Origin of the sequence: Pseudoalteromonas sp. N1230-9 (assembly GCF_032716425.1) — a bacterium.
Taxonomy (GTDB): Bacteria; Pseudomonadota; Gammaproteobacteria; order Enterobacterales; family Alteromonadaceae; genus Pseudoalteromonas.
The window spans coordinates 108931-132983 of the sequence record NZ_CP090420.1 but is presented as its reverse complement, the minus strand read 5'-3'; the positions used below and the strand labels follow the sequence as shown (position 1 = coordinate 132983).

At 40.6% G+C, this 24053-nt stretch carries 20 protein-coding genes; 4 read left to right on the top strand and 16 right to left on the bottom strand.

From position 1 onward, the window contains the following. Positions 1-4: 4 nt before the first annotated feature. The 10 genes from LY624_RS17975 to LY624_RS17930 form a co-directional block, all read right to left on the bottom strand. The gene (locus LY624_RS17975) at positions 5-754 is read right to left on the bottom strand and encodes a DUF1365 domain-containing protein (protein WP_341804702.1); all 750 of its coding nucleotides are present in this window, start codon (positions 752-754) and stop codon (positions 5-7) included. Beyond that, positions 747-2003, bottom strand: coding sequence for an NAD(P)/FAD-dependent oxidoreductase (locus tag LY624_RS17970; RefSeq protein WP_341804701.1), 1257 nt, complete (start codon positions 2001-2003; stop codon positions 747-749). The genes LY624_RS17975 and LY624_RS17970 overlap by 8 nt, the downstream gene beginning before the upstream one ends. Further along, on the bottom strand, positions 2000-2710 hold the full coding sequence (locus tag LY624_RS17965) for an SDR family NAD(P)-dependent oxidoreductase (protein ID WP_341804700.1): 711 nt from the start codon (positions 2708-2710) through the stop codon (positions 2000-2002). Before LY624_RS17965 ends, LY624_RS17970 begins: the two co-directional genes overlap by 4 nt. Further along, complete coding sequence (locus tag LY624_RS17960; protein ID WP_341804698.1) at positions 2710-3138, bottom strand: nuclear transport factor 2 family protein; 429 nt, start codon at positions 3136-3138, stop codon at positions 2710-2712. The genes LY624_RS17965 and LY624_RS17960 overlap by 1 nt, the downstream gene beginning before the upstream one ends. Before the next feature lies 1 nt (position 3139). Beyond that, positions 3140-4531 carry a deoxyribodipyrimidine photo-lyase gene (gene phrB / locus LY624_RS17955; protein ID WP_341804697.1) on the bottom strand — a complete coding sequence of 464 codons (1392 nt, stop codon included), beginning with the start codon at positions 4529-4531 and terminating at the stop codon, positions 3140-3142. Next, on the bottom strand, positions 4531-5484 hold the full coding sequence (locus tag LY624_RS17950; protein ID WP_237119003.1) for a YbgA family protein: 954 nt from the start codon (positions 5482-5484) through the stop codon (positions 4531-4533). The genes phrB and LY624_RS17950 overlap by 1 nt, the downstream gene beginning before the upstream one ends. A gap of 7 nt (positions 5485-5491) precedes the next feature. Next, positions 5492-6142, bottom strand: a complete 651-nt coding sequence (locus tag LY624_RS17945; protein ID WP_341804696.1) for a ChrR family anti-sigma-E factor — start codon at positions 6140-6142, stop codon at positions 5492-5494. Then, a complete protein-coding gene (locus tag LY624_RS17940; protein WP_130152283.1) occupies positions 6135-6758 on the bottom strand; it encodes a sigma-70 family RNA polymerase sigma factor in 624 nt (207 codons plus the stop codon). Before LY624_RS17940 ends, LY624_RS17945 begins: the two co-directional genes overlap by 8 nt. A gap of 62 nt (positions 6759-6820) precedes the next feature. Continuing rightward, positions 6821-7399 carry an LON peptidase substrate-binding domain-containing protein gene (locus LY624_RS17935; protein ID WP_341804695.1) on the bottom strand — a complete coding sequence of 193 codons (579 nt, stop codon included), beginning with the start codon at positions 7397-7399 and terminating at the stop codon, positions 6821-6823. 220 nt (positions 7400-7619) lie between these two features. After that, the gene (locus LY624_RS17930) at positions 7620-7898 is read right to left on the bottom strand and encodes a hypothetical protein (RefSeq protein ID WP_062568123.1); all 279 of its coding nucleotides are present in this window, start codon (positions 7896-7898) and stop codon (positions 7620-7622) included. Between the two features lie 256 nt (positions 7899-8154). Here LY624_RS17930 and trhA point away from each other — a divergent pair, with 256 nt between their 5' ends. After that, positions 8155-8784: a PAQR family membrane homeostasis protein TrhA gene (gene trhA / locus LY624_RS17925; RefSeq protein ID WP_130152285.1), complete on the top strand. Its 630-nt coding sequence runs from the start codon at positions 8155-8157 to the stop codon at positions 8782-8784. Here trhA and LY624_RS17920 read toward each other — a convergent pair. Both LY624_RS17920 and LY624_RS17915 read right to left on the bottom strand, forming a co-directional pair. Continuing rightward, the gene (locus tag LY624_RS17920) at positions 8781-9089 is read right to left on the bottom strand and encodes an MGMT family protein (RefSeq protein WP_341804694.1); all 309 of its coding nucleotides are present in this window, start codon (positions 9087-9089) and stop codon (positions 8781-8783) included. The genes trhA and LY624_RS17920 overlap by 4 nt on opposite strands. Next, positions 9073-9984 carry a LysR family transcriptional regulator gene (locus tag LY624_RS17915; RefSeq protein WP_130152287.1) on the bottom strand — a complete coding sequence of 304 codons (912 nt, stop codon included), beginning with the start codon at positions 9982-9984 and terminating at the stop codon, positions 9073-9075. Before LY624_RS17915 ends, LY624_RS17920 begins: the two co-directional genes overlap by 17 nt. Before the next feature lie 117 nt (positions 9985-10101). On the opposite strand from LY624_RS17915, the gene LY624_RS17910 reads away from it, so the two are divergent. Next, positions 10102-11187: an efflux RND transporter periplasmic adaptor subunit gene (locus LY624_RS17910; RefSeq protein WP_341804693.1), complete on the top strand. Its 1086-nt coding sequence runs from the start codon at positions 10102-10104 to the stop codon at positions 11185-11187. Next, a complete protein-coding gene (locus LY624_RS17905; RefSeq protein WP_341804692.1) occupies positions 11187-14258 on the top strand; it encodes an efflux RND transporter permease subunit in 3072 nt (1023 codons plus the stop codon). Before LY624_RS17910 ends, LY624_RS17905 begins: the two co-directional genes overlap by 1 nt. A gap of 55 nt (positions 14259-14313) precedes the next feature. On the opposite strand, the gene LY624_RS17900 is transcribed toward LY624_RS17905, so the two are convergent. Both LY624_RS17900 and LY624_RS17895 read right to left on the bottom strand, forming a co-directional pair. Continuing rightward, positions 14314-15885 (bottom strand): amidase, encoded by a 1572-nt coding sequence (locus LY624_RS17900; protein WP_341804691.1) that lies wholly within the window; start codon positions 15883-15885, stop codon positions 14314-14316. Between the two features lie 342 nt (positions 15886-16227). After that, on the bottom strand, positions 16228-18138 hold the full coding sequence (locus tag LY624_RS17895) for a methyl-accepting chemotaxis protein (protein WP_130152291.1): 1911 nt from the start codon (positions 18136-18138) through the stop codon (positions 16228-16230). Positions 18139-18590: 452 nt separating this feature from the next. On the opposite strand from LY624_RS17895, the gene LY624_RS17890 reads away from it, so the two are divergent. Beyond that, entirely contained in the window at positions 18591-21806 is a 3216-nt protein-coding gene (locus LY624_RS17890) for a TonB-dependent receptor (protein ID WP_341804690.1), read from the top strand. Positions 21807-21943: 137 nt separating this feature from the next. On the opposite strand, the gene rluF is transcribed toward LY624_RS17890, so the two are convergent. After that, complete coding sequence (gene rluF / locus LY624_RS17885) at positions 21944-22861, bottom strand: 23S rRNA pseudouridine(2604) synthase RluF (protein ID WP_237119011.1); 918 nt, start codon at positions 22859-22861, stop codon at positions 21944-21946. A gap of 77 nt (positions 22862-22938) precedes the next feature. After that, the gene (locus LY624_RS17880; protein ID WP_341804689.1) at positions 22939-24042 is read right to left on the bottom strand and encodes an ABC transporter substrate-binding protein; all 1104 of its coding nucleotides are present in this window, start codon (positions 24040-24042) and stop codon (positions 22939-22941) included. Positions 24043-24053 lie beyond the last annotated feature (11 nt).

Genomic DNA, 24053 nt, shown 5'->3' with positions numbered 1-24053 from the left:
CACATCACCTAGTTTGTTTCTCTTGCTTGCCCGAGTGACCAATAAAAGGCACACGTTTACAAAACAACTTCAGCGCATGAATATAAATCCCATTGAAAATACTAAGGGTCATCGCTGGGAAACGTTTAAGTACAGCACTTACTTGTTGTTTAGTAAGCGGCTGCCTTTGCAGTCTCAATGTTGCATCAAACAAGAGTTTTTCGTCTTTTTTATTTTCAATATGAATCATGGTGTTATCAGAACTTTGTCTGACACTCCAATGATAGTTCATATCTAAGTTCATGAAAGGTGATACGGAGAAAACCTTTTTAAAGTTCACTTTTTTTTGCAGGGGTACGACATAATAATGACGTTCATTCCAAGGGGTATTACTTACCTCAGCAAGCATGTGGCTAAATTCGCCATTCGGTGTCTGATAAAAGAAAAAGTTTACAGGGCTAAAATAAATTCCGAAGCAGCGCATTTGCCCAAGCATGAAAACATGACTGAATGTTTGCGTGACACCGAGCTGTGCGATTTTATCGAGTGCTCGCTGTTTTACAGGTAATTGCATGTCAGTTTGATAGTTAAAATAGTCGCTTTGATTGAACTTCAGCGCTTTAAAACCATCACAGCCGAGCCAAGGATGAATACCGTTCAATTCTTCAGGCCGTGATAAATCAACCCACATCATATAAAGTGGGTATTTGAAGTGGTGCTCCTTCACCGCAAATCGTCGGTGACGAATATCACCGACATAAATTGCGCTATTCAAACTCTACTCCGAGTTGCTTTGCGACATTTACAGCACTTCTAACACCATCTTCATGGAAGCCGTTATACCAATAGGCACCACAAAAATAACTGTTATTTTTTCCGTCTATGAGTGACTTTTTCTTTTGGGCCGCAATAGATTGTTTATTAAAAACAGGGTGATGATATGTAAACTCTCTGAGGATTTTATCTTTACTGATCCCTTCAAGGTGGTTCAACGTGACACAAAATTGCGTATCACTTTTGATGCCCTGTAAAATATTCATTTGATATGTTACTACAGCCGCTTTATCCGTGTTGTCATTCAGTAAGTAATTCCAACTGGCCCAAGCAGCTTTACGTTTAGGTAAGAGCGCCGTGTCTGTATGTAGCACCACTGAATTAGCTGTATATGGCATTGCAGCTAGCACTGCTTTTTCATCTTCACTTGGGTCTAGTAATAATTTGAGGGCTTGATCTGAATGACAGGCAAACACCACTTTATCAAAGGTTTCAGTATGACCATCGTCAAAATGAATATGAGCACAGTCTTCAGTGCGTGAAACCGAGCTAATGTTGCTGTTCAAACGAATTTTTTCCGCAAAACCTTGTATCATAGGTTTAATATACTCGCGCGATCCACCAGGTATCACGTACCACTGTGGGCGATTAGTAATGTCCAATAAACCATGGTTATAGAAGAACTTAACAAAAAACTCAACGCCTACTTGGGTCATCTCTTTTATGCTAGTTGACCAAATAGCTGCGCCCATCGGTAAAATATAATGTAAGCGGAAAAATTCATTAAAATTGTGCTCATCTAAAAGCTCGCCCAGCGTTTGATTTTCTGTATAAGTTTGTTTGGCATGCAGCGCTTTACAGACATCATTGAAGCGAACAATATCTTTCAATAACTTCCAAAATTTAGGGCGGAAAATATTGCGCTTTTGAGCAAATAAACTGAAAAAAGTATGACCATTATACTCAAAGCCAGTGCCTTCATTATGCACACTAAAACTCATTTGTGTCTTTTGTCGATCGACACCTAAACGGTCTAATAACTTTTCAAAATACGGGTATGTTCTGTCGTTAAATACAATAAACCCCGTATCAACAGCATATTCAACGCCACCGAGGTTAACATCGATGGTTGCAGTATGGCCGCCTATGTAATCGTTTTTCTCAAATACAGTTACATCGTAATGTTTATGCAGTAGATGTGCGCAGCTTAATCCCGCTATGCCAGACCCAATTACAGCCACTTTTTTCAACGTGATAATCCTTTTGCAAGCTTCAACCATAATGGCATTGGAAGCATTCTTAAAAATTTTAAAATGAAGGTAAAACGATGGGGAAAATGCACTTCTTTGCGCCTTTTCTTAACCCCTTTGTAAATATAATTCGCAGCCTGTTCAGCCGTTACAGCCATAGGCATTGGGAAGTCATTTTTATCTGTTAATGGCGTTTTCACAAAACCTGGGTGAACAAGAGTGACATCTACATCAGTTAAATCCACCGCGAGGCTATTGGCTAAATAACTCACTCCGGCTTTGGAAGCTCCATATGCTTGACTGCGAGGCAAAGGAAGATATGTCACACTGGAACTTACAATAACAAGCTGGCCACCAGATTTAATTCTTGGCAGCAATGCCTCTAAGCAATATCCCATACTCAATAAGTTGGTGGTAACAACACGCTCAAACAAGCTGCTGTCAAAGTGACGTGCATCATCAATGTACTCACAATTACCTGCGTTTAAAATAACGCGGTCAAACTCGTTATAAGCAACTGTACTGGAGCGTATATCCTGTAAGTTTGTAGCATCAAATTGGCAGCTTTCGATGTGGCTATGTTGACTCAGCTCAGCAAGTTTCTCTGTATTTCTACCACAGGCAATAACGTTTTCACCCTGCTCTGCGTATAACCTAGCAAGTGCTTCACCAATCCCTGAGGTTGCTCCTGTAATTAGAGTAGTCATTATGCACTTGTCCTTTTATCAATATAACGTATTGCTGTACCAAGAAGCGGAATATGCCTATATAGGAGTGCGCCTACATCAAAGTAATCCTGATGATTAACTATTTTATCTCCCTCAAAAACTAAACGGCTGTGTCCCTCAATGGCAATGCTATTGCCATTATTTAGTTTTGGGTGGCGATAATGCATCGTCCAATAGATAAAGGCTTTGTTGTTGCTACTTTCAGTGTCTTTTATCGAAAACTGGCAAGACACCACATTAGCGTATAGGTTTTCAAAGTAATGATGGAGTGACTCAAGACCGTTCACGGTATGCAGTGGATCAGTAAACTGGATATCTGGGTGATAGATATCATCAAGTAGCTGCACGTTATTTTTGTTCAGTGATTGGTAAATTTCAATAAACCTATCGAGAGTCACCTTATCCATATCACACCTTAAATGCGTTTAGCGCACGTTCTCGTGCAGCTTTATGATCAACAATTGCTGGCCAATAACTGCTAGACTTTCCTTGCTTAGCTAAATAATCATGAGGAAAGTGAATTTGCTTCGCAGGTATTTTTTCCAGCTCTGGTAGATATTTACGAATAAATTCACCATCTGGATCAAAACGCTCACTTTGAGTAATTGGATTAAAAATACGGAAATAAGGTTGTGCGTCACATCCAGTGCTTGCTGCCCACTGCCAACCGCCATTATTTGAAGCCAAATCACCGTCAATCAAGTGCTTCATGAAAAAGCGCTCACCCTTTCGCCAATCAATAAGTAGGTGCTTTGTTAAAAAGCTCGCAACCACCATACGTAAACGGTTATGCATCCAGCCTGTTTGCACTAACTGGCGCATTGCAGCATCAACAAGAGGATAACCCGTTTTCCCCTCGCACCATGCTTTAAAGTCACTGTCGTCGTTACGCCACTCAACCGCATTATATTTGTCGTTAAAATTTTCGTACTTGCTTAGGCGCGGATAAACCGATATGAGGTGTCGGTAAAATTCTCGCCAAATTAACTCATTGACCCAGCAAAACAAATTGCTTTTCGCACTTTTTAATATATCTGGGTGACGCTGTTGAATCAGCGCAAGAAGCTGATGAACACTAATAATACCTAACGCTAAATAAGGACTCAGACCTGATGTGCCTTTAATGCTTGGGATATCTCGCTGCTCTTGATAAGAGGCAAGCTTTTCATCTATAAAGCGGGTACAGACATGACTTAAGGTCTCATCATCAACGGGCCACTTTTGCGAGCTTCCATCTGATTTGAGTAATTTACTTTCTTGCCACTCGATTTTGTCATGCATTTTAGGCGGCTCAGCAAAGTAGAAATGTGTATCTTGATACTCTTTAAGCCAAGCATTTTTAAATGGAGTATAAACCTTAAACATCTCACCACTTTGGTTTTTGATACTACCTGGGGGGGCAATCACATCACCATCATAAGTGTAAAATGAGACCCCAAGGCTGTCGGCTTTATCTACAAAGGCACGATCGCGCTCAACTTCATTTAGCTCATACTCGTTATTAACGTAAACATTTTTTACTGCGTTTTCTTCGCAAAAATCGGCTAGTTTCTCAACGCAACCGGCGTAGTCTCCAGCATCAATGAGATGCAATTTTATACCTTTAGTTGCTAATAACTCGCCTAAAAAGGCAAGCCTGCGTTTTAATAAATCTAGCTGAATATCAGCGACATCATGCGCTTGCCACTGCTTTTCAGTGATAAAAAATACAGCATGTTGGCAGCCATTCTCGATCGCTTGATACAGAGCGTCGTTATTAAAAAGGCGCAAATCGCGCCTAAACCAGAATAGTGTGTTCATTAAATTCCGTAGCGTAGTTTAAGTTCGTTCGGATAAGGGTCTAAGTACACTTGTTGACTTAGATATTCATTTGGATGAACTTTGAGGTGATGCTTTATCAGCGTTAATGGGACATACAGTGGCACTAACCCTTGCCGATACTCGTCTATCGCATCGCGTAACTCTTGCTTTTCAATCTTAGAGAGTGACTTTTTAAAATAACCTTGCAAGTGCATAAGTGTGTTCGCATTATTTTTGCGAGAAGCAGGCTTTTTCAAAGCTGTCATCAAACCAAGAATGTAATCACTTGCTAATGCTTGAATATCGTGACCATCAAATGTGCCCAGTAAATTGCCTAAATTACGGTATGCTTCGTAGTTGTGAGCCATCAAAAGATACTTATACTGAGCATGAAATTGGGTCAAACGATGCACGGTTAAAGGTTGTTCATTCAGCGTTTGCCAATGTTTGTAAGTGTATACACGCATAACGAAATTCTCTCGTAAGTGCATGTCGTTCAAGCGCCCGTTCTCTTCACATGGCAATAGTGGATTATGCGCCATTATTTGCTCAGCAAAAAAGCCCACACCTTCAGAAGTATTGCCTGTACCTTCTTCGTTGTAAATTTTGATACGCTCCATACCACAGCTGGGGCTTTTGGCGCAAAAAACAAAACCACTTAGCTCAGCTGTTTGCTCCGTAGCAACTCGCTTTCCGTATTCTGTAAGTTTTGGTCCTACGTCCCCCGTGCCGTCAGGGCGACAAACTTTAATTGTATCACCCACTCTCACTTGGCGGATGGTTGGTCGTGGGATAGGTAATCCGACAGCCACTTCAGGGCAAAACTTCTTATACTCAACATGGTTAGCAAGCTCGTCCATACAAAAGTTAGATTTTTTATGACCACTATCAAAACGAACTTTATCGCCAGCAAGACAGGCACTAATACCTATTTTAATTGTTGATTGCAGCATAGGATCCCTAATAAATTAAATTACCAATTGGGTTAAGTAATTTGCTAATACCTTTATTAAAATGCAGCGCACTACTTACCACTGTAAAACACAAACACCCTTCAGTTGTTTTTGGTGTGTGGTTATGGCGTCCATCCAGCATCATAAAATCTCCTGGTACGTAACTGCCATCTTCATCACTAAACTCACCATCAAGTAATAAGGTTAGCTCAAAACCTGTGTGAGTGTGCTCTGGAATTTCACCACCGGCGTCGATATGTAAAAGACTTGCTCTGAGCGCCCCATCATCCAATGCAATTCGTGAACGTGCTAATTTACCTATTTGCATAAAGCTACTATGCCCAATGCGAGTTAGCGCTCTAGGTAAGGTGTACTCTTTATCCTTAACCTCTACTTTGATAGCCGGTTGTTCATATACTTCATCAACACTCTCATCCGAGGTGATGTTATCGAACATGATCTGATCAAAGTAAATGTCATCGTCGTTAACGACGTCTTCAAATGCAGTGTTTGCATTTTTAGCTTCAAGTGTAGCGAGTTGCTTTTGACAAACAGGGCACATCTCAACATGAATAGCAACCGCGACACTTAGCGTAGCCGGCAAATTGCCCTCACTAAATTGCACTAATAATTCGTTGCTCGGATGATGCTTAATCATGTTGCTCTCCCATTTCGTTGCGTAACTTCTGCAAGGCTAGACGAAGTCGAGACTTCACCGTACCTACGGGAATGTTTAAATGCTCTGCAAGTTGCTCTTGTGACATATCTTGAAAATAAACGCCACGCACTACTTCACGTTGAGCTTGTGGTAAACGATCTAGATACTGTTTAATTTGCTTATCTTCAAGGTGATCGCTGAACTCATGTTGCCCAGGCTCGGCTTCGTCAATAAGCGGCCAAATATCTTCACTAATACACTCTTCTTTGCTGCTTTTCATTTTTCTGAGCATATCGAAAGATGCATTTCGCATCACTGTGTATACCCATGTTGTCGCAGCACCTTTTTCTGGATGGTATAAGTGTGCCTTTCTCCAAACCGAAGTGAGTGTTTCCTGTACCAATTCCATAGCTTGAGCCTCAGAACCAAACTGTTTGATTCCAAAACGCTTTATTTTTGGCGAAAAATATTGGAAAAGAAAAGCAAATGCACGCTTGTCACGGGAAGTGGCAACAGCGAATAGCGAATCAGCAAGCTCTTTGCTCGGTGTCTCTGGCATGGCAGTAAATTGACCTGTTTTAGGTTTACAACCTGTTTGAAGTTGTTGACTTACCATTTTAATGTCATCCAATTATTGTCGTAAAAAGCAATACGCATTCAGACTGGGTTCGGATCATATTAATCAGTAAATTCTGTATTAATTAAAGTATGGAGGAAAGTGAGTAAGTTTTCAAAGTTAGATTCAAAGGCAAGTTGTTGTTTTTTAACTAGTGAAATAGGTAAAATTTCAAGCCAACGCGCAGCAACCCAAGCCAAATCATCGTAGTGTGGCGCTGAGTAGAGTGCAGATAAATCAGGCTGATTAGCAAACACTGAACGAAGCGTCTCGCTTAATAAAGCATTGTCCTGATCCAAAGGTGTTTTTTTATACCAAACAGGCTCAATTACTGCTTCAACATCAGCATAACGAAGCATATTTTTGTCTTGGAATGGATTGTGAATTGTGACAGCAGTTTGTGCATAAACATCTATCAAGAGCTGACCACTGTCGTCTTGATTGAAGTCATTAATTTGCATCAAACAACCTAGGTTAGGCAAGTTGAACTCAGTATCGTGCTGATAAGTACAAAGCACAAATCCCGTGTTATCTTTCGCGGCTTCTTTAACCATATCAAGATAACGCTGCTCAAATATTCTAAGTTTAGTTGCCCCTTCTGGAAGAATAAAAACCGGTAGGGGAAAAATCGCACGCTTCATAAAGTCTACTATTCAAAATACCACATGCCTCTAATTACGTGCGCTTTTCATTTGCCGATCAATATTTCATGAAATCTTCATTTATGCCCAGTAAATTAAAAGTTGAACCATTGTGCAACGTTTCTAAATAACTCGATTGACGCGTACGCACTCAGTAAACTCAAAACGGGTGCAACCATAAGTAAAAATAAACTGATTTCACTACTCATTAGATGTTTCCTTACTGCTTATTTTCTACAACAGGTGCTTTAGCAATAACGGTTGATTTGTCATTTTCCTTAACAACCTCTTCGCTCATGTATTCATTGAGTAATTGCTGAGCATCAAATTCAATACTGTTTGTCACATTTTGTTTAAGCTCATTACTCGCTTGTTGAACATAACTTTTTAGCGATTGAGTAATTGTGTTACTAATATCTAATTCAAAGTCAGTCGCACTTGCTTGAGTAGACCCTAATACAAGTAACGCAGCTGTCGTAAGTTTAAGTGAGTTATTCATAATGATATTCCTTGTCTCTTTAAGTAATTAGTCGTAACTACTTAATCAAAGGTTGTGCCAGCATGAAAATATTTTACAACCACATAATTTTTAAAGACTTTTAATAAGTTTTATTTTTCCACCCCATTCAGCATTGGTTAATAAAACCAATCATCTTAATATTTTTGACTAACTATTAGCGAAAAAATAAACGTTGATATGTTCAGCGTACACTTGTACACTGAAATTGTTTTTTACAATCACTTTTAGAGAGTTTATGACTGTTCAGTTACCCTACTCACGTCAAGAAGAACAACTCAATGTACTCACTCATAGCTTGGGCGTGTTATTTGCTTTTTACGTACTGTGGGATTTGATTTCGCAATCAAAAGCTGTGTCAGCAACAGTCAGTGCGATTGTTTATGGTTCAAGTTTGCTGGTGCTTTTTATGGCATCAACACTTTACCATGCAAGTACCAAAGCGCGTTTGCGTGCCATCTATAAAAAATGTGATCATTGCGCTATTTATTTACTAATTGCTGGCACTTACACACCATATCTCGTCATATCATTATCGGGAATGTGGGCAATTGCAGCGCTGGTATTTATTTGGAGTTTAGCAATAGGCGGGGTCATTTATAAATTGGCGGTAAAAAATGGCAATAAAAAAGTATCACTCGCAACCTACTTATTAATGGGTTGGTTTGCCCTTGCCCTTGTCTACCCCCTGTACTTAAATTTAGATCACAGCGCCTTGTGGTGGTTATTAGCAGGAGGCATTGCTTACAGTCTTGGTACTTTTTTTTACAGTGCTAAAACACGCCACTATAGCCATGCTATTTGGCACGTATTTGTACTTGTTGGGTGTGTATGTCACTACCTATCAATCAGTTTATATGTTTTTTAATCCCATTGGTGTAAACACATATTGATTTTAGCTTTATTAAAGCTCACCCCTTCACTGATTAATTTTTGCCGTTGTTCAAGGTGTTTACTCGTCCCTTCTGGAAAAGAGATTTTACCTTGGCTATTCACAACCCGATGCCATGGAATAATTGAATCACTAGGCATTTCTTTTAATAAGCGGCCAACCAGTCTGGCATTTTGCGGGTAACCCGCAAGCGTAGCAACTTGCCCATAACTTGCTACTTTACCTGAAGGAATAGAGGCTATTATTGTAAAAATTAACTCTTCTTTAGTTGCCTGTTGCATAGGCTTGCTCCGTATATTCTTTACTTACCTCACTAAAGGCTTGCCAAATTGATCTTGCAACTGGACCATGATGCACTGAATGTTGCCTAAACACGCGAATTTCTGCGCCAAACTGGTGCTCTCTATCCGTAATTTTTATTTGCTGTAACAAACCTGATTCTATTTCAGCCTGACAATGTTGCAGACTTATCATTGCCCAGCCAGCACCAGAGAGTAAAAACGACTTAACACTGGTAATATCATCTATTTTCATTAAAGCTGAGCCAAGGTTGTAAGATAGCCTGTCAGAGTCAAAACTCAGATCACTTTCAAACATAGCCAGACATGGGTAATTTTGTATCTCGGCAAAACTAATCTCTCTTGGCACGACATGAGGAGCACTGACAATACCAATATCAAACTTACCTATCGGTAAACTTTCGAGATCCCCTGTTGCATGAAACAAATCAAACCATGGCCCAATACCTAAATCTGCCTGCAAGCTATTAACTTGCTCTAAAGACACAAATCGTTTTCCTGAAGAAATACTAAACTCAGTACTTGCAAAGCACTTAAAGGTTTCGCTTATCACTTGATTATAACTATGCTGATGACACAGTTGCTCGTAGCAAATTCTATAACTGGCTTCATTACCCAGCGCAAGTTCTTTTGCTAAAGAAGCCAACTCACTGTTTGCATTGAGTAATTGGCGTGCTTCACGATAAAAAATGCGCCCTTTCTCTGTTAAACCTAAGCGATACTGATTTCGGTCTAACAGTTCAAAACCAAGCTCCGACTCAAGCTTCTTTATAGCAAGCGTCAATGCAGGTTGTGTTTTGTGTAATGCCACAGCTGCTTGGCTTAAACTAGAGCTTTGCACGATTGCATCTAAAATTGTTAATTGATTTAAATTCATTAATCGCCAAAACCATTAAAAAAACTAATGATGTTTCTAAAATTTAATAATTTTTATTTTATATCTTTGCAGCGTATCCTGCATCAAATTTATGCTTTCATATCTATGGAGAAGACAATGAGATTGGCATCCGCCGTATTAATGAGCAGCGTGCTTTTGTTACTTACGGCATGTACAGAGCAAGCAGCACAAAGTGACGTTGAACAAGTTGTTCGCCCAGTTAAACTTTTCAATATAAACAGTAACTCAGATCAAGCAATCCGCAGCTTTCCAGCTGAAGTTGTGGCTAACCAAGGCTCTTATCTCGCTTTTAGAGTTAACGGAGAGTTACTTGAGTTTCCAGCACTTGCAGGTCAACATGTTGAAAAAGGAGAGCTTTTAGCCAAACTCGATCCAGAAGATTTCGAACTTCAGTATGAAGAGCGTAAAGCACGTTTTGAACTTGCTGAATCGCAACTTGAACGTGTACAGAAATTATTTGACCGCTCCATTGCCAGCCAGTCAGAGTTAGATCAGGCCATTGCCAATAAACAAGTGGCAGAATCTGCAATGAAAATTGCCAAAACCAACCTAGATAACAGTGAATTACGCGCTCCATTTGCAGGCACTGTCGCAAAAGTATTTGTGAAAAACTTTGAGAATATCCAAGCTAAACAAAATATTTTACGACTTGAAACCCGCGACTTAATGGATGTGGTTATCCAAATACCTGAAAAGCTTATCGCTCGTATAGACAAAGACGTGCAATACCAACCAGAAGTCGTCTTTGATGGTTATCCAGATAAATCTTATCAGCTGACAATAAAAGAGTTTGATACCCAAGCCGACCCGACAACGCTGACCTATAAAGTGGTATTTTCGTTACCTGTGCCAGAAGATTTTAACCTACTTGCAGGTATGACAGGTCGTGTGGATATTGATTTAAGCAAAATCACTAGCTCACAATCAGCCTACACATTACTGCCAGTTGAAGCGGTTTTCTCTGAGCCTACAGAGCCTGAAGGAAAGAATAGTTATGTATGGGTTTTTGATGAAAATAGCGGCCAAGTACATAAACAAGCAGTTAAAGTCGGGCAATTACACCGCGATGGAATTGAAGTACTTTCAGGCATTGAAAAAGGCCAAACAGTTGTCGCGGCTGGCGTACACTTTTTAGAAGAAGGTATGAAAGTTCGTCCATGGCAAAAAGAGCGAGGCTTATAATGAGTTTTGCAGCACTGGCCATTGAACGTAAAGTCGTAAGCTGGATGTTTGCCCTGTTTCTGCTAATTGGTGGCACAGTGGCATATTTTGGCTTAGGACAGCTTGAAGACCCTGAATTCACCTTAAAAAAAGCGATGGTGATCACCCTATACCCAGGGGCCTCTCCCCAGCAAGTTGAAGAAGAGGTCACCTTCCCTATAGAAAATGCCATTCAACAACTCCCCTATGTTGATTATGTAACAAGTATTTCATCTCCTGGTAAGTCGCAAATAACCGTTGAAATGAAAAGTAATTATCGCAAACAAGACCTACGTCAAATTTGGGATGAACTGCGCCGAAAAATTAATGATCAAGCATCGTCAATGCCTTCAGGGGTATACCCAAGCAAAATCATGGATGATTTTGGGGATGTATACGGTGTGATGTACGCCGTAACTGGTGACGGCTATTCTTATGATGAACTCAAAGATTACGTTGATTATTTAAAACGCGAACTTGTACTAGTCGAGGGTGTAAGCAAAGTGACCGTAGGCGGTGAGCAACAAGCCCAAGTGATGGTCGAAATCTCTACGCGTAAACTTGCCCAACTCGGCATTTCACCAAACCGTATTTATCAACTGTTACAGACTCAAAATAGCGTCTCTAATGCCGGTAAAGTACGTGTCGGTGATGAATCAATTCGCTTACACCCAACAGGTGAATTTAAAGATGTTAAAGAGCTTGAAAACCTGCTTATTTCAAAGCCAGGTGAAAACGAGCTTATCTACCTAGGTGATGTAGCAACCGTGTTTCGCGAATACGCCGAAGTCCCCACCAACATCATTCGCTATAATCAACAACAGGCTTTATTGGTAGGTGTGTCTTTCAGCTCAGGCGTTAACGTTGTTGATGTAGGCATGAACATTGATGAGCACTTAGCTTCACTAGAATACCAACGCCCCCATGGTATGGAAATTAACAGTGTATATAATCAACCTGCTGAAGTTGAAAAGTCTGTCAGTGGCTTTATTATCAGCTTACTTGAAGCTGTTGCCATTGTAATTGTAGTGCTGCTGCTCTTTATGGGCTTTAAAAGTGGTGTCTTAATTGGCGTTATTTTGCTTTTGACCGTGCTAGGTACTTTCATATTCATGAAGTTATTTGCCATCGATTTGCAGCGTATTTCACTAGGTGCGTTAATCATTGCACTCGGTATGTTGGTTGATAATGCAATTGTTGTCACTGAAGGCATACTCATCAACCTAAAGCGCGGGCAAACAAAACTAAAAGCCGCAACCAATATTGTTAATCAAACAAAATGGCCTTTGTTAGGTGCAACGGTTATTGCTATCACTGCATTTGCTCCGATTGGTTTGAGCTCAGATGCAAGTGGTGAATTTGCCGGAAGCCTTTTCTGGGTGCTCTTTATTTCATTATTACTCAGTTGGATTACTGCAATTACCCTCACTCCTTTCTTTGCTGACTTAATGTTTAAGCAAGCCAAAGAGAAAGAGCCGCACCATGACGAAGACCCCTACCAAGGTGTTATTTTTAACGTTTATAAGGGTGTTCTTCATACCTCTATGCGTTATCGGAAAACCACCCTTTTATTGATGGTTGTGATGTTAGTGAGTGCGGTGTTTGGTTTTAAGTTTATAAAGCAATCATTCTTCCCAGCATCAAACACACCGATGTTTTATGTTGATTACTGGCAAACACAAGGTGCTGATATACGCAGTACGATAGACGGTGTTGCTAAGCTTGAAAAATTCTTACAAGCAGACCCGCTAGTTGAAGAAATCACCACCACGGTGGGCCAAGGTGCACCGCGCTTTATGTTGACCTACGCACCAGAAAAATCATACCCAGCCTATGGGCAATTGATTATTCGCGTAACAGATCGAGAAGCCGTTACAACCATGATCGAGAAGGTGCGAGATTATCAACACAAACATGTACTTGACGCTCAACTAAAAGTTAAGCGCATGGAAATTGGCCCGTCGACTGATGCTAAGATTGAAGCGCGTTTTTCGGGTGCTGATCCTGTCATACTTCGTCAATTGGCTAAGCAGGCAAAAGATATACTGCATCAAGATGCAGGTGCATTTAATATTCGTGATGATTGGCGAGCACGTTCGAAACTTATCCGCCCACAGTTTAACGAGCAAAAAGCCCGTCGCTTGGGTATTGCCAAATCTGATCTAGACCAGCTACTACTCACCAGCTTATCAGGCAAGCAAGTTGGTGTTTATAAAGACGGCACACAAATGCTACCTATCATTGCTCGCTCACCTGCGGAAGAGCGTTTAAACGTTGAGAGCTTACGTGACTTACAAATTTACAGCCCTGTACTAGGTGTATTTGTGCCTGTGACACAGGTGGTTGATGACTTTGTGGTTGAGTGGGAAGACAGCCTCATCATGCGTCGCGATCGCAAACGTACTATTACAGTCATGGCTGATCATGATGTTATTGGCGATGAAACCCCAGCCAAGCTGTTCGCCCGTGTCCGTAAAGGTATAGAAGCTATTGATTTACCACGTGGTTATGAGCTGCAATGGGGCGGTGAATATGAATCATCAACAGACGCCCAAAAAGCAATCTTTGGCTCATTGCCGCTTGGCTATCTAGCTATGTTTGCCATTACTGTATTGTTATTCAACTCAGTGAAGCAGCCTCTCGTAATTTGGGCAACCGTGCCGCTTGCCATTGTTGGTGTGAGCGCAGGCTTATTGCTAATGAATGCGGCTTTTAGCTTTATGGCTCTACTAGGCTTACTCAGCTTAAGTGGTATGTTAATTAAAAATGGTATCGTCTTGGTTGATCAAATAAATATTGAACTAGATAGTGGCAAAGAACCATACAAAGCGGTATTCGATTCAGGCGTGAGTCGTGTTCGTCCTGTTGCTATGGCTGCAATCACCACCATTTTAGGGATGATCCCACTGTTATTTGATGTATTCTTCCAATCAATGGCAGTAACCATTATGTTTGGTCTAGGTTTTGCGACAGTACTTACGCTTATCGTCGTGCCTGTTTTATACACTATGCTGTTCAAAATCAAGGTGCCTAAACAGCGTCATAGCAGCTAAATACGCTTGCTTAAGGTATCCCTTGAAAAGTTATTTTCAAGGGATACACTAAAAACTAATGGTATTTATAGCCAATTAACTGCTCTATACGATAAGCAATTTCTATTAATTCTTTCTCACTTAATGAGCCACCTGTAACTGATAGCCCAACAGGCATATGATGCACTTTCCCCATGGGCAGAGTTAAGTGAGGGTATCCCGAAACAGCAGGATAACTAGAAAAGCTGCCAGTAAAGTGATCGCCATTAATGCGATCTATTGACCAAGCAGGGGTTAGAGTAACGGTAATAATGGCATCGAGGTCATGCTCCTTGAGCATTTTATCTAGGCCACCTTCTCTGGTCGCTTGGTGAATATTTTGCAAAGCTTTTATGTAACTTGGGTCAGTTAACTTGGCTTTTTTCTGAGACTTCTCAAAGATCTCTTGTTGAAAATAAGGCATTTCGAGGGCTGCGTGTGTTTGATTAAATTCGATTAATTTTTTCAGTGTCAGTGTATTGTACTCGTTTGGTAATTGAGCGAGGTAGTCGTTTAACGTCGCTTTGAATTCATACAGCAATACATCATAGCTATCTTGATAAAAATTAGCATAAGGCTCTGTCGATAACCCCTCCACTAATACCGCTCCCTCTTTTTCAAGTACTTTTTTAGTCTTATTGAAAAGTAACTCAACGTGCTCATGAGCGAGTGGCGCAGCATAAAGCACGCCTAAGCGTTTTCCTTTTAGAGAATGTTTCGAAGTTTCAGGTATATAGTCATCGTTCATACGCTCTCTGGCTATTTTTGTTGCAGCGTCTTTATCATCAACACCTTGCATCACTGAAAGTAAAATAGCCGCATCAACCACAGAGCGAGTCATAGGGCCTGCGGTATCTTGCGTATGTGAAATTGGCACAATACCAGTGCGACTTAACAAACCCACTGTGGGCTTGATACCAACAATCCCATTTGCAGAAGATGGACAAGTAATTGAGCCATTGGTTTCAGTGCCAATCGCTGCAACACTTAAAAATGCCGCAACAGCTGCACCAGAGCCAGAACTAGAACCACATGTAGAACGATTTAAATCATGTGGGTTACGGGTTTGTCCACCAACCGCACTCCACCCAGATGATGAACGCTCAGAGCGCATATTAGCCCACTCACTTAAGTTTGTTTTACCTAAAATAATAGCACCTGCATTTCTAAGCTTGGCGATAATCGGCGCATCTCTATGTGTAAAGTTATCTTTTAATGCCAACGAGCCTGCCGTTGTCGCCATCTCTTTAGTTTCAATGTTATCTTTTATTAACAGAGGTATGCCGTGTAGAGGACCACGTATTTTCCCTTTGCTTAACTCTTCATCCAGTTGCTTTGCAATACCTAAAGCGTTTGAATTCATTGCAATCACTGCATTAAGTTGCGGATTAAGTGTCTCTACTTGCTGAATAAAAAACTGTGTTAATTCAGTTGAAGTTAGCTGATTAGCTTTCATCGCTTGAATGAGTTGTGGAATAGTACTTTGCTGAACAATTTCTTTTATCGCTTGAGACCTTTGCTCTGTAACGGGTGTGTTTTCGTTTGCAGATAATTTAAAACTCAAACACATTGTCATTAAAGATAAGCCTAATGTTAACTTAATGAGCATGCGCCTAACCTTGTTTTTTCCTATGTACATTTTTTACCCCTTTTTTATAATTTTTATAGGGTTGTTCTTAGCAATTACTGCTGCATTGTTCTACTTTCATGCAAGAGCAATCTGCAACTTTTAACGCAGTGAGCGTAAAATTAACCCTCTAAAATGATTAAGTATTTTTGCAGATTAGTATCAGTACCGATTTATAGTCTACCCTGATTAGAATAAAAGGCGCTAGTTTTTAGGCTTTAAATATCGAAAAGTAAATAACGAATGGGTGTGGGCTGTTATATTAAAATATACTGAATTGGGGCAATGCTAGAGACACCCAGCATTGCTCCATTTTTAGTAGGCTTAAACCTTAAAGAAGCTTATAAGTTTAACCATAGCTTGTGTTTGATTTTCGAGTAGTCGCGTTTGTTTGCTGATATCACTTAAGCTCGATGCGTTATCATCCGCAAGCGCCTTTATTTTCACAACATTCGCATCGACTTCTGCGGCAACAGATGACTGCTCTTCAGCCCCCACGGCAACTTGATTATTGGCCTCGACGATATCGTTAATCGAATACACAATTTTCTCAAGTGATGCGGTCGAATCATTTGTTAAAGCTGCAACCATTTGCCCTTTTTCATTTGATGTTTTCATAACATCAACGACATTGTCAGCACCAAGCTTGATTGCTTCGATAATGTTGGTGATCTCACTAATAGAGTCTTGAGTGCGCTGTGCAAGTGTGCGCACCTCGTCAGCAACTACCGCAAAACCACGCCCTTGCTCACCGGCACGGGCCGCTTCAATGGCTGCATTCAAGGCAAGTAGATTGGTTTGATCTGCTATATTGCGGATCACATCTAATATCCCTTCAATGTTAGCTGTATTTGAGCTTAAACTTGTGACAACTTCCATCGCGTTTAATAACGCATCCGCAAGCTCACTCATTGCAACATCGGTTTGGCCAACCACAGCTTTAGACTGTTCTACGCCCTCTTCTGCATTGTGGCTTGTTTGTGAAGCACCACTTGCACTTTGTGCAATTTGTAACGCAGCTGCAGCCATTTCGTTTATAGCAGTTGCGACCATATCTGTTTCAAGTTGCTGTTGAGAAACAGAATCTGTTGCGCCCGATACTGAATTCGTTATTTGGCAACTTGATGCTTCTATTTCTTTGGTAACTTGAACAACTTGATCAACAACATTACGTAACGCATTCGCCGATTCGCTCAACGCGGTATTTAACTGGCTAAACTCATCGCTGCCTGTAACCTGAATAGTTTGGCTCAGATCCCCCTTCGCTATATGAGATGCAAAATCAATAGACAGATTTAACGGCCCCATAATGCTGCGAATAATCCACCAGCCAACGGAGATCGCAATGGCAAACGCAATCATAACAACTATAGCCATTATCAGCTGCACGGCGTTTTCTCGCTCACTGGCAATCACTTGTTCTTCTTCAACAAGTTTTGATGCTGCCTCTGAAGCGCTGTTAGCAACACGTAGCATATCAGCTTGAATAGTGTTTAATTCATCGTAAGTAGCAACTGTCGATTTAAACACTTGATAATAATGAGCTATATCATCCAATAAATCATTGAGTAAGGCTTGTGTACTGGCAGCAAGCATTATTTTCTTTAGACTATTAACATTACTTTTAAGTTGGCTAATTTGATTAGAAATATCGCTCTCTAGTTGCTTAGTAGGCGCAGTATTATAACGCCACACATTGACACGAATTTCTGCAAAATCATCCCGTACTTGCTTGGCTTTTAAAAAACGGCCAAACTCCGAAAAATCTGATTGATGAGTTGAAAAGTATTGCTCAATACTGTTTAGCGTCTCGTCTATGCCATTGATGACAGAATGAGCTGCTTGATTAACCTCATCGCGAGCATTGATTTGTTTTTTCTTAGCAGATACGAAACGTTCAAACAATTGCGTGAAATCGTTAATTCCCTGTTTTATTGTATTGACTTGAGTCACACTCTGCTCAACTGCCATTTGGCTTTTAGCCGCATTCAATGTGCTAATTGCTTCTTGCGCTTCGCTCAATACTTTTTTGGTGAAATCAGGGTTTTCCTGAATCATATAATCAGCTTGAGCCAATCGTGATGTATATAAACTTGCATCAGCAAATGTGAGATTTAACATTATGTCTGTTTGTGTTGCTTGAGATTTTAATGAAAATGAAGCGTACACACCCAACCCCAACATTAAAAACAACACAGCGGCAAACATTGCATAAAGTTTTTGTTTAATAGTCAATTTTTCGTATCCATTAATAAATTCAGTACGAAAAATATTATAGACAAAGATTGATAAAAAAATGACAAAAATTTCAATAAAACTATGTTTTTATTAGAAAATAGCCTAAATAAGGAAAACACATATTAACCAGCAGCAAACCCTTTATTCATAAAAACCATATAATCGTTTCTAGCTATATTTCCCCCATAAAACCAAGCAACTGATAACAATGCTCTTTTGGATGCTCTCGCTCTGAGAGGTTTATTTTTAATTCGAAAATCGAGTGCCTAATAAGAAATTATGGCCATAATATTTACTTTTTTGAAATTTATGTTAAAAATTAACAGGTGAATATAAAAACAATGTTACTTAGTATCGCGTTTTTTCACAGACAGGCATAGTTTGTAGTTATGCCTAAAATCGTTACCATGCAACAAAGTAAATATAATAAAAATCAAAGGACTATAAACATGTCGGCATCTCAGAACAACATAACTACTTACTGTAATAAACGCACCAAGCTCAGCCTTGCCATTTCTACCGCTCTATTGAGCCTAAGCTCATTGTCTGTTTTTGCGCAAAATGCGCCACAAAATGACAGCGATGTCATCAACGAAAAAGATGAGCAAATGGAAGTAATAGAGGTTTCTGGTATTAAGGGAAGCATTTTTAGTGCGCAAAACCTTAAACGTTACGCAGACACGGTTAAAGATGTCATAACCGCGTCGGATATTGGCGCGCTACCTGACAAATCGGTTACAGAAGCATTACAGCGTGTTCCCGGTGTGACCATCGAGCGATTTGCGTCTTCAGACGATCCTAAACATTATGCTGATGAAGGAACTGGCGTGCTTGTTCGTGGCCTAGACCGTGTTCGTTCTGAGGTCAATGGCAGAGATGCGTTTAGCGCGAACTCTTCTGGCGGGCTAAGCTATGAAGACTTTCCTGCGGAGTTATTAGGCGCAGTGGAAGTTGTAAAGAATCAAACCGCCGACCTAACAGCAGGTGGTGTTGCAGGTACCGTAAACCTCATTACCAGAAAACCTTTTGATTCTACAGATCAGTTAATATCATTTAATGCCAAAGCAAATTATGGCGATTTTAGAGAAGAAATCACGCCCTCTTTCTCTGCGCTATTTTCAGATAACTGGGAAACACAAGCAGGTAAATTTGGTTTCTTAATTGCGGCTTCATCGAGTGAATATAAAACCCGTGGTGACGGTGTTGGCTTAGGAAACTACCACTCTCGTGGTGACTCATTTGTGCCTACTCTTGACCAGTGGGGTGGTATTACGGGGATTGATCCAAATTCACCCGTAGATGGCCCTGCACTGCCAGGACAACCTGCTGGTAGCACATGGCATGTACCGGTAGCTATTCATATGAGCACAGCAGAAAATGATCGCAAAAGAAAAGGCTTAACAACCTCTTTTCAATGGGCAAATAGTGATGACACAATTATTGCAACCGTTGAGCATATTCGTTCAAAAGCTTCTTTAGAATGGAATGAAAGACAATTGGGTCAGGCCGCACAAGGTTTTAAAGGCTTCATGGGATCTTCTCAAAACTGGCAAGATGATAGCGAGAATGGCTACCCGCTCACGGTAGACGATAACTTTGTTACGTCGGGAGTTGTACTTGGTGTTAGCCCTGAAACCCCATTCTTTTACCGTAGTCGCTGGAACCATAATGAAAATACCGTTGAAGATACTTCATTTAATTTAAAGCTCAAACCAACAGACAGATTAAGCATGGAGTTTGATTACCAGCACGTCGATTCTGAAAAAGTAGTTCATAACTACAGTATGTCGGCACAAACTCGAGGAAACCATGTTCATGCGGTACTTCCTTATTACCTTGATACACGAGGCTCTAGACCAAGCGTTGAATTTTTAAGTGATAATATTTTAACTGCGGGCTGGTCACCCAATGAAGATTGGGACGGACCCGTTCCGAATACTTTTCTAGGAAGTGGTATGGAACAAGAAGAGCACAATACCGCTAAAGCAAACAGCTATAAATTAGATTTTAAATACGAACTTGATGGTAGCTTTACCAGCGTGCAAGCTGGTGCCTACTACTCAGATAAAGACCTAACAGTACGCGATACTGCTTATGAAGGCTGGTCGGCAATCGGCACGCCATGGATACAAGCAGACCGAAATGCTGCAGCAGCTATTAACCGCCCCGAACTTTTCGAACGTGTTGATTTCTCAGACTATTATCATGGCCAAGTACTGCAAGGCGATGTGAATAGCTTTCTTTTCCCTAGTATGGATCTGGTAAAAAATTACGCTGACTCACTTCGTCAAGGCTGCCAAGATGGTTGGCATAATGCTACCAATAGCGCAGCCAATAACGGTGTTTGCAGTGGCACATATGTGCCTTATGAAGACAAACCTAACCGTGTTGAAGGTCCGTTTGCAGCTCATAATATTAGCTCAACCAATGAAAAACGTAGCGAGTTTTATGTGCGTGCAGACTTTGATTTTCTCGTTCAAGACCTACCAGTTGTAGGTAATGTAGGCCTGCGTTACGTGAACTACCAATTAGAGTCAACCGGTGCATTTGTACAACCCATGGAAATAAAGCGTGGCGAGCCTGGCACCTCACTAAATGAAGTAATGCAACAACCTGAATATAAACGCTACTACGATATTGCAACTGGGGAGTCTACTTTAAGTACAGTCGAAGGCACTGATTACAGTACCGTTCTACCAAGTTTTAACTTTAGCGTGGCATTAACAGATGATGTGGTTATTCGTTTTGGTGCCTCTAAAGCACTTTACCTCCCTAACCTGATTGATACCCGAAATATAAACATCGTAAACCTTGATTATACTCGCCGCTTACAAACCCCTGGCGCTGATTATGACGAAGTTAATAATCCTGTTGTAGCTTTGGATGATATTGAACTGACAGCCCTATCTGGCAATCCTAATTTAAAACCTGAAAAGTCAATCAATACAGACCTTTCTGCTGAGTGGTATTTTGCCCCTGCCGGTTACGTTACTATTGGTTTATTCCATAAACGACTCGACGACATAATTCGCAGCCGTGCATTTGATTTAAATGCAAACTTCAATGGCGAAGACTATGCAATTTCGGCCTACGGACCAGCCAATACAGGTTCAGGTACTATTCGTGGTGCTGAATTCGCTTACTCTCAATTTTACGATATGTTGCCGGGTGCATGGAGCGGACTTGGTTTACAATTTAACTACACCTACATCGACCAAAACGGCTTAGAAGATCCCAATGAAGTATCGACCGGCACACTCGGGTTTGATGAAAACGGTAACCCAATCACTGACAACCGAAATACATTCCGTGTATTTAGTGGTTTGCCACTTCAAGGCTATTCAGACCAAAACATGAATATTGTCGGTATGTACGAGTACGAAAACATTTCGTTTCGTCTAGCTTATACTTGGCGCTCAGAATACCTGTTGACCTTAAGAGAGTCAGAAGAGTACGTGCCAGCCTATGTAAAACCAGCAGGCATGATGGATGCGAGCATTTACTACACGCTAAATGAACATTGGAAAATTGGTTTCGAAGCAAGTAATTTACTCGACACAGAAACTAAAACAGAATATCAAATGGACCAAGCAGGCACCCGCACAGATGCCCTAAGCTTTACGACCGACCGTATTTACGCACTTAGCGTACGAGCTACTTTTTAATTAATGTTAGCCCATCTGGTATTGATTAGATGGGCTTTAATAGTAAATGTCCACCTAGCTTTATTTGCCGCTAAAAAATAGTTAAAAATTTTTTAGTTAGTTCTGAATTCGAAGCTAAATATGCTTTATGTTATTAGCTATTTTTTAAGACTCAATGTGCCTACACGTTTAGTACTACTGCGCTTTGTTTGCGTATTTTTTGCAGAATGAGTTTTCGTTTGTTTTGAGTCTGTGCGCGCTTTTTTTACGTACTTCGAAAAGTCGCGCTTTTTATCGTTTTCTGCGCGAGGTTTTGGCGAAGGTTTGGTTTGCTGTTTGTTTTCATCAATGGAACGTTCTTCAGTTTTACCTGAGTTTGCAATGGAATTATTAATTTCAGCCATTTCTTGTTCTGTCAGGTGACGCCATTGGCCTACCTTCAAGCCTTTTAACGTCACATTCATGATGCGCGTGCGTTTTAGAGTCACAACTTCATAGCCTAGGTATTCACACATGCGGCGAATTTGGCGGTTGAGCCCTTGTGTCAATACAATCGTAAATTGCTGAGGACCAGTTTGTGTGACTTTACATTTTTTTGTCACCGTATCGAGGATGGGAATACCATTTGCCATTTTATTTACAAATTGGCGGTTTAACGGTTTATCAACGGTGACGACGTATTCTTTTTCGTGATTATTACCCGCGCGCAAAATCTTGTTAACGATGTCACCTTCGTTAGTTAGAAATATTAACCCTTCGGATGGACGATCTAAACGACCAATAGGAAAAATTCGCTCAGGATAGTTTACTGCTTTTACAATATTACTTTGAATTTTACGTTCTGTGGTACAAGTTATCCCCACAGGTTTGTTGTAAGCGATATAAACAAGTTTAGGCTTTGCTTTGAGTGCTTTGCCATCGATAAGTACGTCGTCGGATTCACTGACTTTAACGCCCATTTCAGGTAAGTTACCGTTAACAGTTACGCGACCTTCTTCAATATATTTATCGGCCTCGCGACGTGAACAGAACCCTGTTTCACTGATAAATTTATTTAATCGCTTTAACTGTGTCATAACGTACTTCTATTGGAATGGTAAAGCCGCTAGTTTATACCAGAATGCTTAGGCAAACCAGACGCAATAGAGGCCGTCTAAAAAGCGGATTCATCAATAGCCACATCGGCGTTTTTTTGCAGCAATAAGGAATGCAGCCGCTCAAAATCGAGCTGATAGGCAGTATTATTTGAACCGCTGAGCAAAAATGCGTCAAAGGGAATCGTAGACCAATCTTCGATGTCTCTTATCCAATTGTAATCGTTTACGTTTTGATTGGTGATCACGCCTAATAAAAACTTTATAGAATTATTATTCGTCCAATATGAGTGACCATTGTGATGATCGACCAGACTTATTAATGCCCATGCCCCCATCATAAAATGCCCACCGGCACTTGCGGTTAATCGTCCTTGTTCAATCAGTCTTAAGTTATCATCAAGCCAGTCCATGCCACCAATAAAGTACTGTTTATTATTTTTCTCTTTAACAGCATCCAGTGCGCCAAGCGCCATTAAGTCAGAAGCACACCAAATAACGTTTGTTTGAGGGTAGCGATGTAATAGCCTGCGCACTTTATCAGTGGCCTCAGTTTTGTTCCAATTAGCATACACCACCTGCTCTAGCTCAACTTGCTGATTTTTTAAAAAGTGCTTTAAGCCGTTACTACGTGTGTCAGATTCGGTGCCATAGTGGCCATTAATAGCAACAAAATGCGCTGTTTGACCTGCTTTTTGAGCACTGTCTAGCAGAGCTTTGCCAAGTTGTTCACCGGCTTTAAAGTTGTCGTGATACACTTCGCCTAACCAATATTTAAAATGCTGTTTTGGCTCACCGATTTGGTCTCGCTCAGCCCCTAGAATAGTTTCTTCTAGGGTAATAAACTTTACTTTGTGTTTTTCTAACAAACTCATCGACTGCTCAGCGCCACCTGGATAGTTAATTAAGACAACATAATCAGGTGTCGCATTGTATTTGAGGTATTGCTTGAGTTCTTCCAGTTGAATATGGCGATTCGCCCCGCCATAGATAATATCCAAATCGACATTAGTTTGCTTTGCGGCCGCCTGCATTACGTCGGTCACTTTTTGCCAAAATGGTTCTTCTTTAATGGATGGATTTACAAATAACACATTAAATTGCTCGACTGCGCACAGTGGCATTGTGCATAACATTAGTAAGCTAATTATCCAAAACCGCATAACATCCCCGA

Excerpts from the sequence above, each read along its gene's own strand:
- LY624_RS17940 (WP_130152283.1), bottom strand. The coding sequence starts at position 6,758 with ATGGTAAGTCAACAACTTCAAACAGGTTGTAAACCTAAAACAGGTCAA.
- LY624_RS17950 (WP_237119003.1), bottom strand. The coding sequence starts at position 5,484 with ATGCTGCAATCAACAATTAAAATAGGTATTAGTGCCTGTCTTGCTGGC.
- trhA (WP_130152285.1), top strand. The coding sequence starts at position 8,155 with ATGACTGTTCAGTTACCCTACTCACGTCAAGAAGAACAACTCAATGTA.
- LY624_RS17930 (WP_062568123.1), bottom strand. The coding sequence starts at position 7,898 with ATGAATAACTCACTTAAACTTACGACAGCTGCGTTACTTGTATTAGGG.
- LY624_RS17935 (WP_341804695.1), bottom strand. The coding sequence starts at position 7,399 with ATGAAGCGTGCGATTTTTCCCCTACCGGTTTTTATTCTTCCAGAAGGG.
- LY624_RS17880 (WP_341804689.1), bottom strand. The coding sequence starts at position 24,042 with ATGCGGTTTTGGATAATTAGCTTACTAATGTTATGCACAATGCCACTG.
- LY624_RS17945 (WP_341804696.1), bottom strand. The coding sequence starts at position 6,142 with ATGATTAAGCATCATCCGAGCAACGAATTATTAGTGCAATTTAGTGAG.
- phrB (WP_341804697.1), bottom strand. The coding sequence starts at position 4,531 with ATGAACACACTATTCTGGTTTAGGCGCGATTTGCGCCTTTTTAATAAC.
- LY624_RS17965 (WP_341804700.1), bottom strand. The coding sequence starts at position 2,710 with ATGACTACTCTAATTACAGGAGCAACCTCAGGGATTGGTGAAGCACTT.
- rluF (WP_237119011.1), bottom strand. The coding sequence starts at position 22,861 with ATGACACAGTTAAAGCGATTAAATAAATTTATCAGTGAAACAGGGTTC.
- LY624_RS17915 (WP_130152287.1), bottom strand. The coding sequence starts at position 9,984 with ATGAATTTAAATCAATTAACAATTTTAGATGCAATCGTGCAAAGCTCT.
- LY624_RS17890 (WP_341804690.1), top strand. The coding sequence starts at position 18,591 with ATGTCGGCATCTCAGAACAACATAACTACTTACTGTAATAAACGCACC.
- LY624_RS17960 (WP_341804698.1), bottom strand. The coding sequence starts at position 3,138 with ATGGATAAGGTGACTCTCGATAGGTTTATTGAAATTTACCAATCACTG.
- LY624_RS17905 (WP_341804692.1), top strand. The coding sequence starts at position 11,187 with ATGAGTTTTGCAGCACTGGCCATTGAACGTAAAGTCGTAAGCTGGATG.
- LY624_RS17910 (WP_341804693.1), top strand. The coding sequence starts at position 10,102 with ATGAGATTGGCATCCGCCGTATTAATGAGCAGCGTGCTTTTGTTACTT.
- LY624_RS17920 (WP_341804694.1), bottom strand. The coding sequence starts at position 9,089 with ATGCAACAGGCAACTAAAGAAGAGTTAATTTTTACAATAATAGCCTCT.
- LY624_RS17900 (WP_341804691.1), bottom strand. The coding sequence starts at position 15,885 with ATGCTCATTAAGTTAACATTAGGCTTATCTTTAATGACAATGTGTTTG.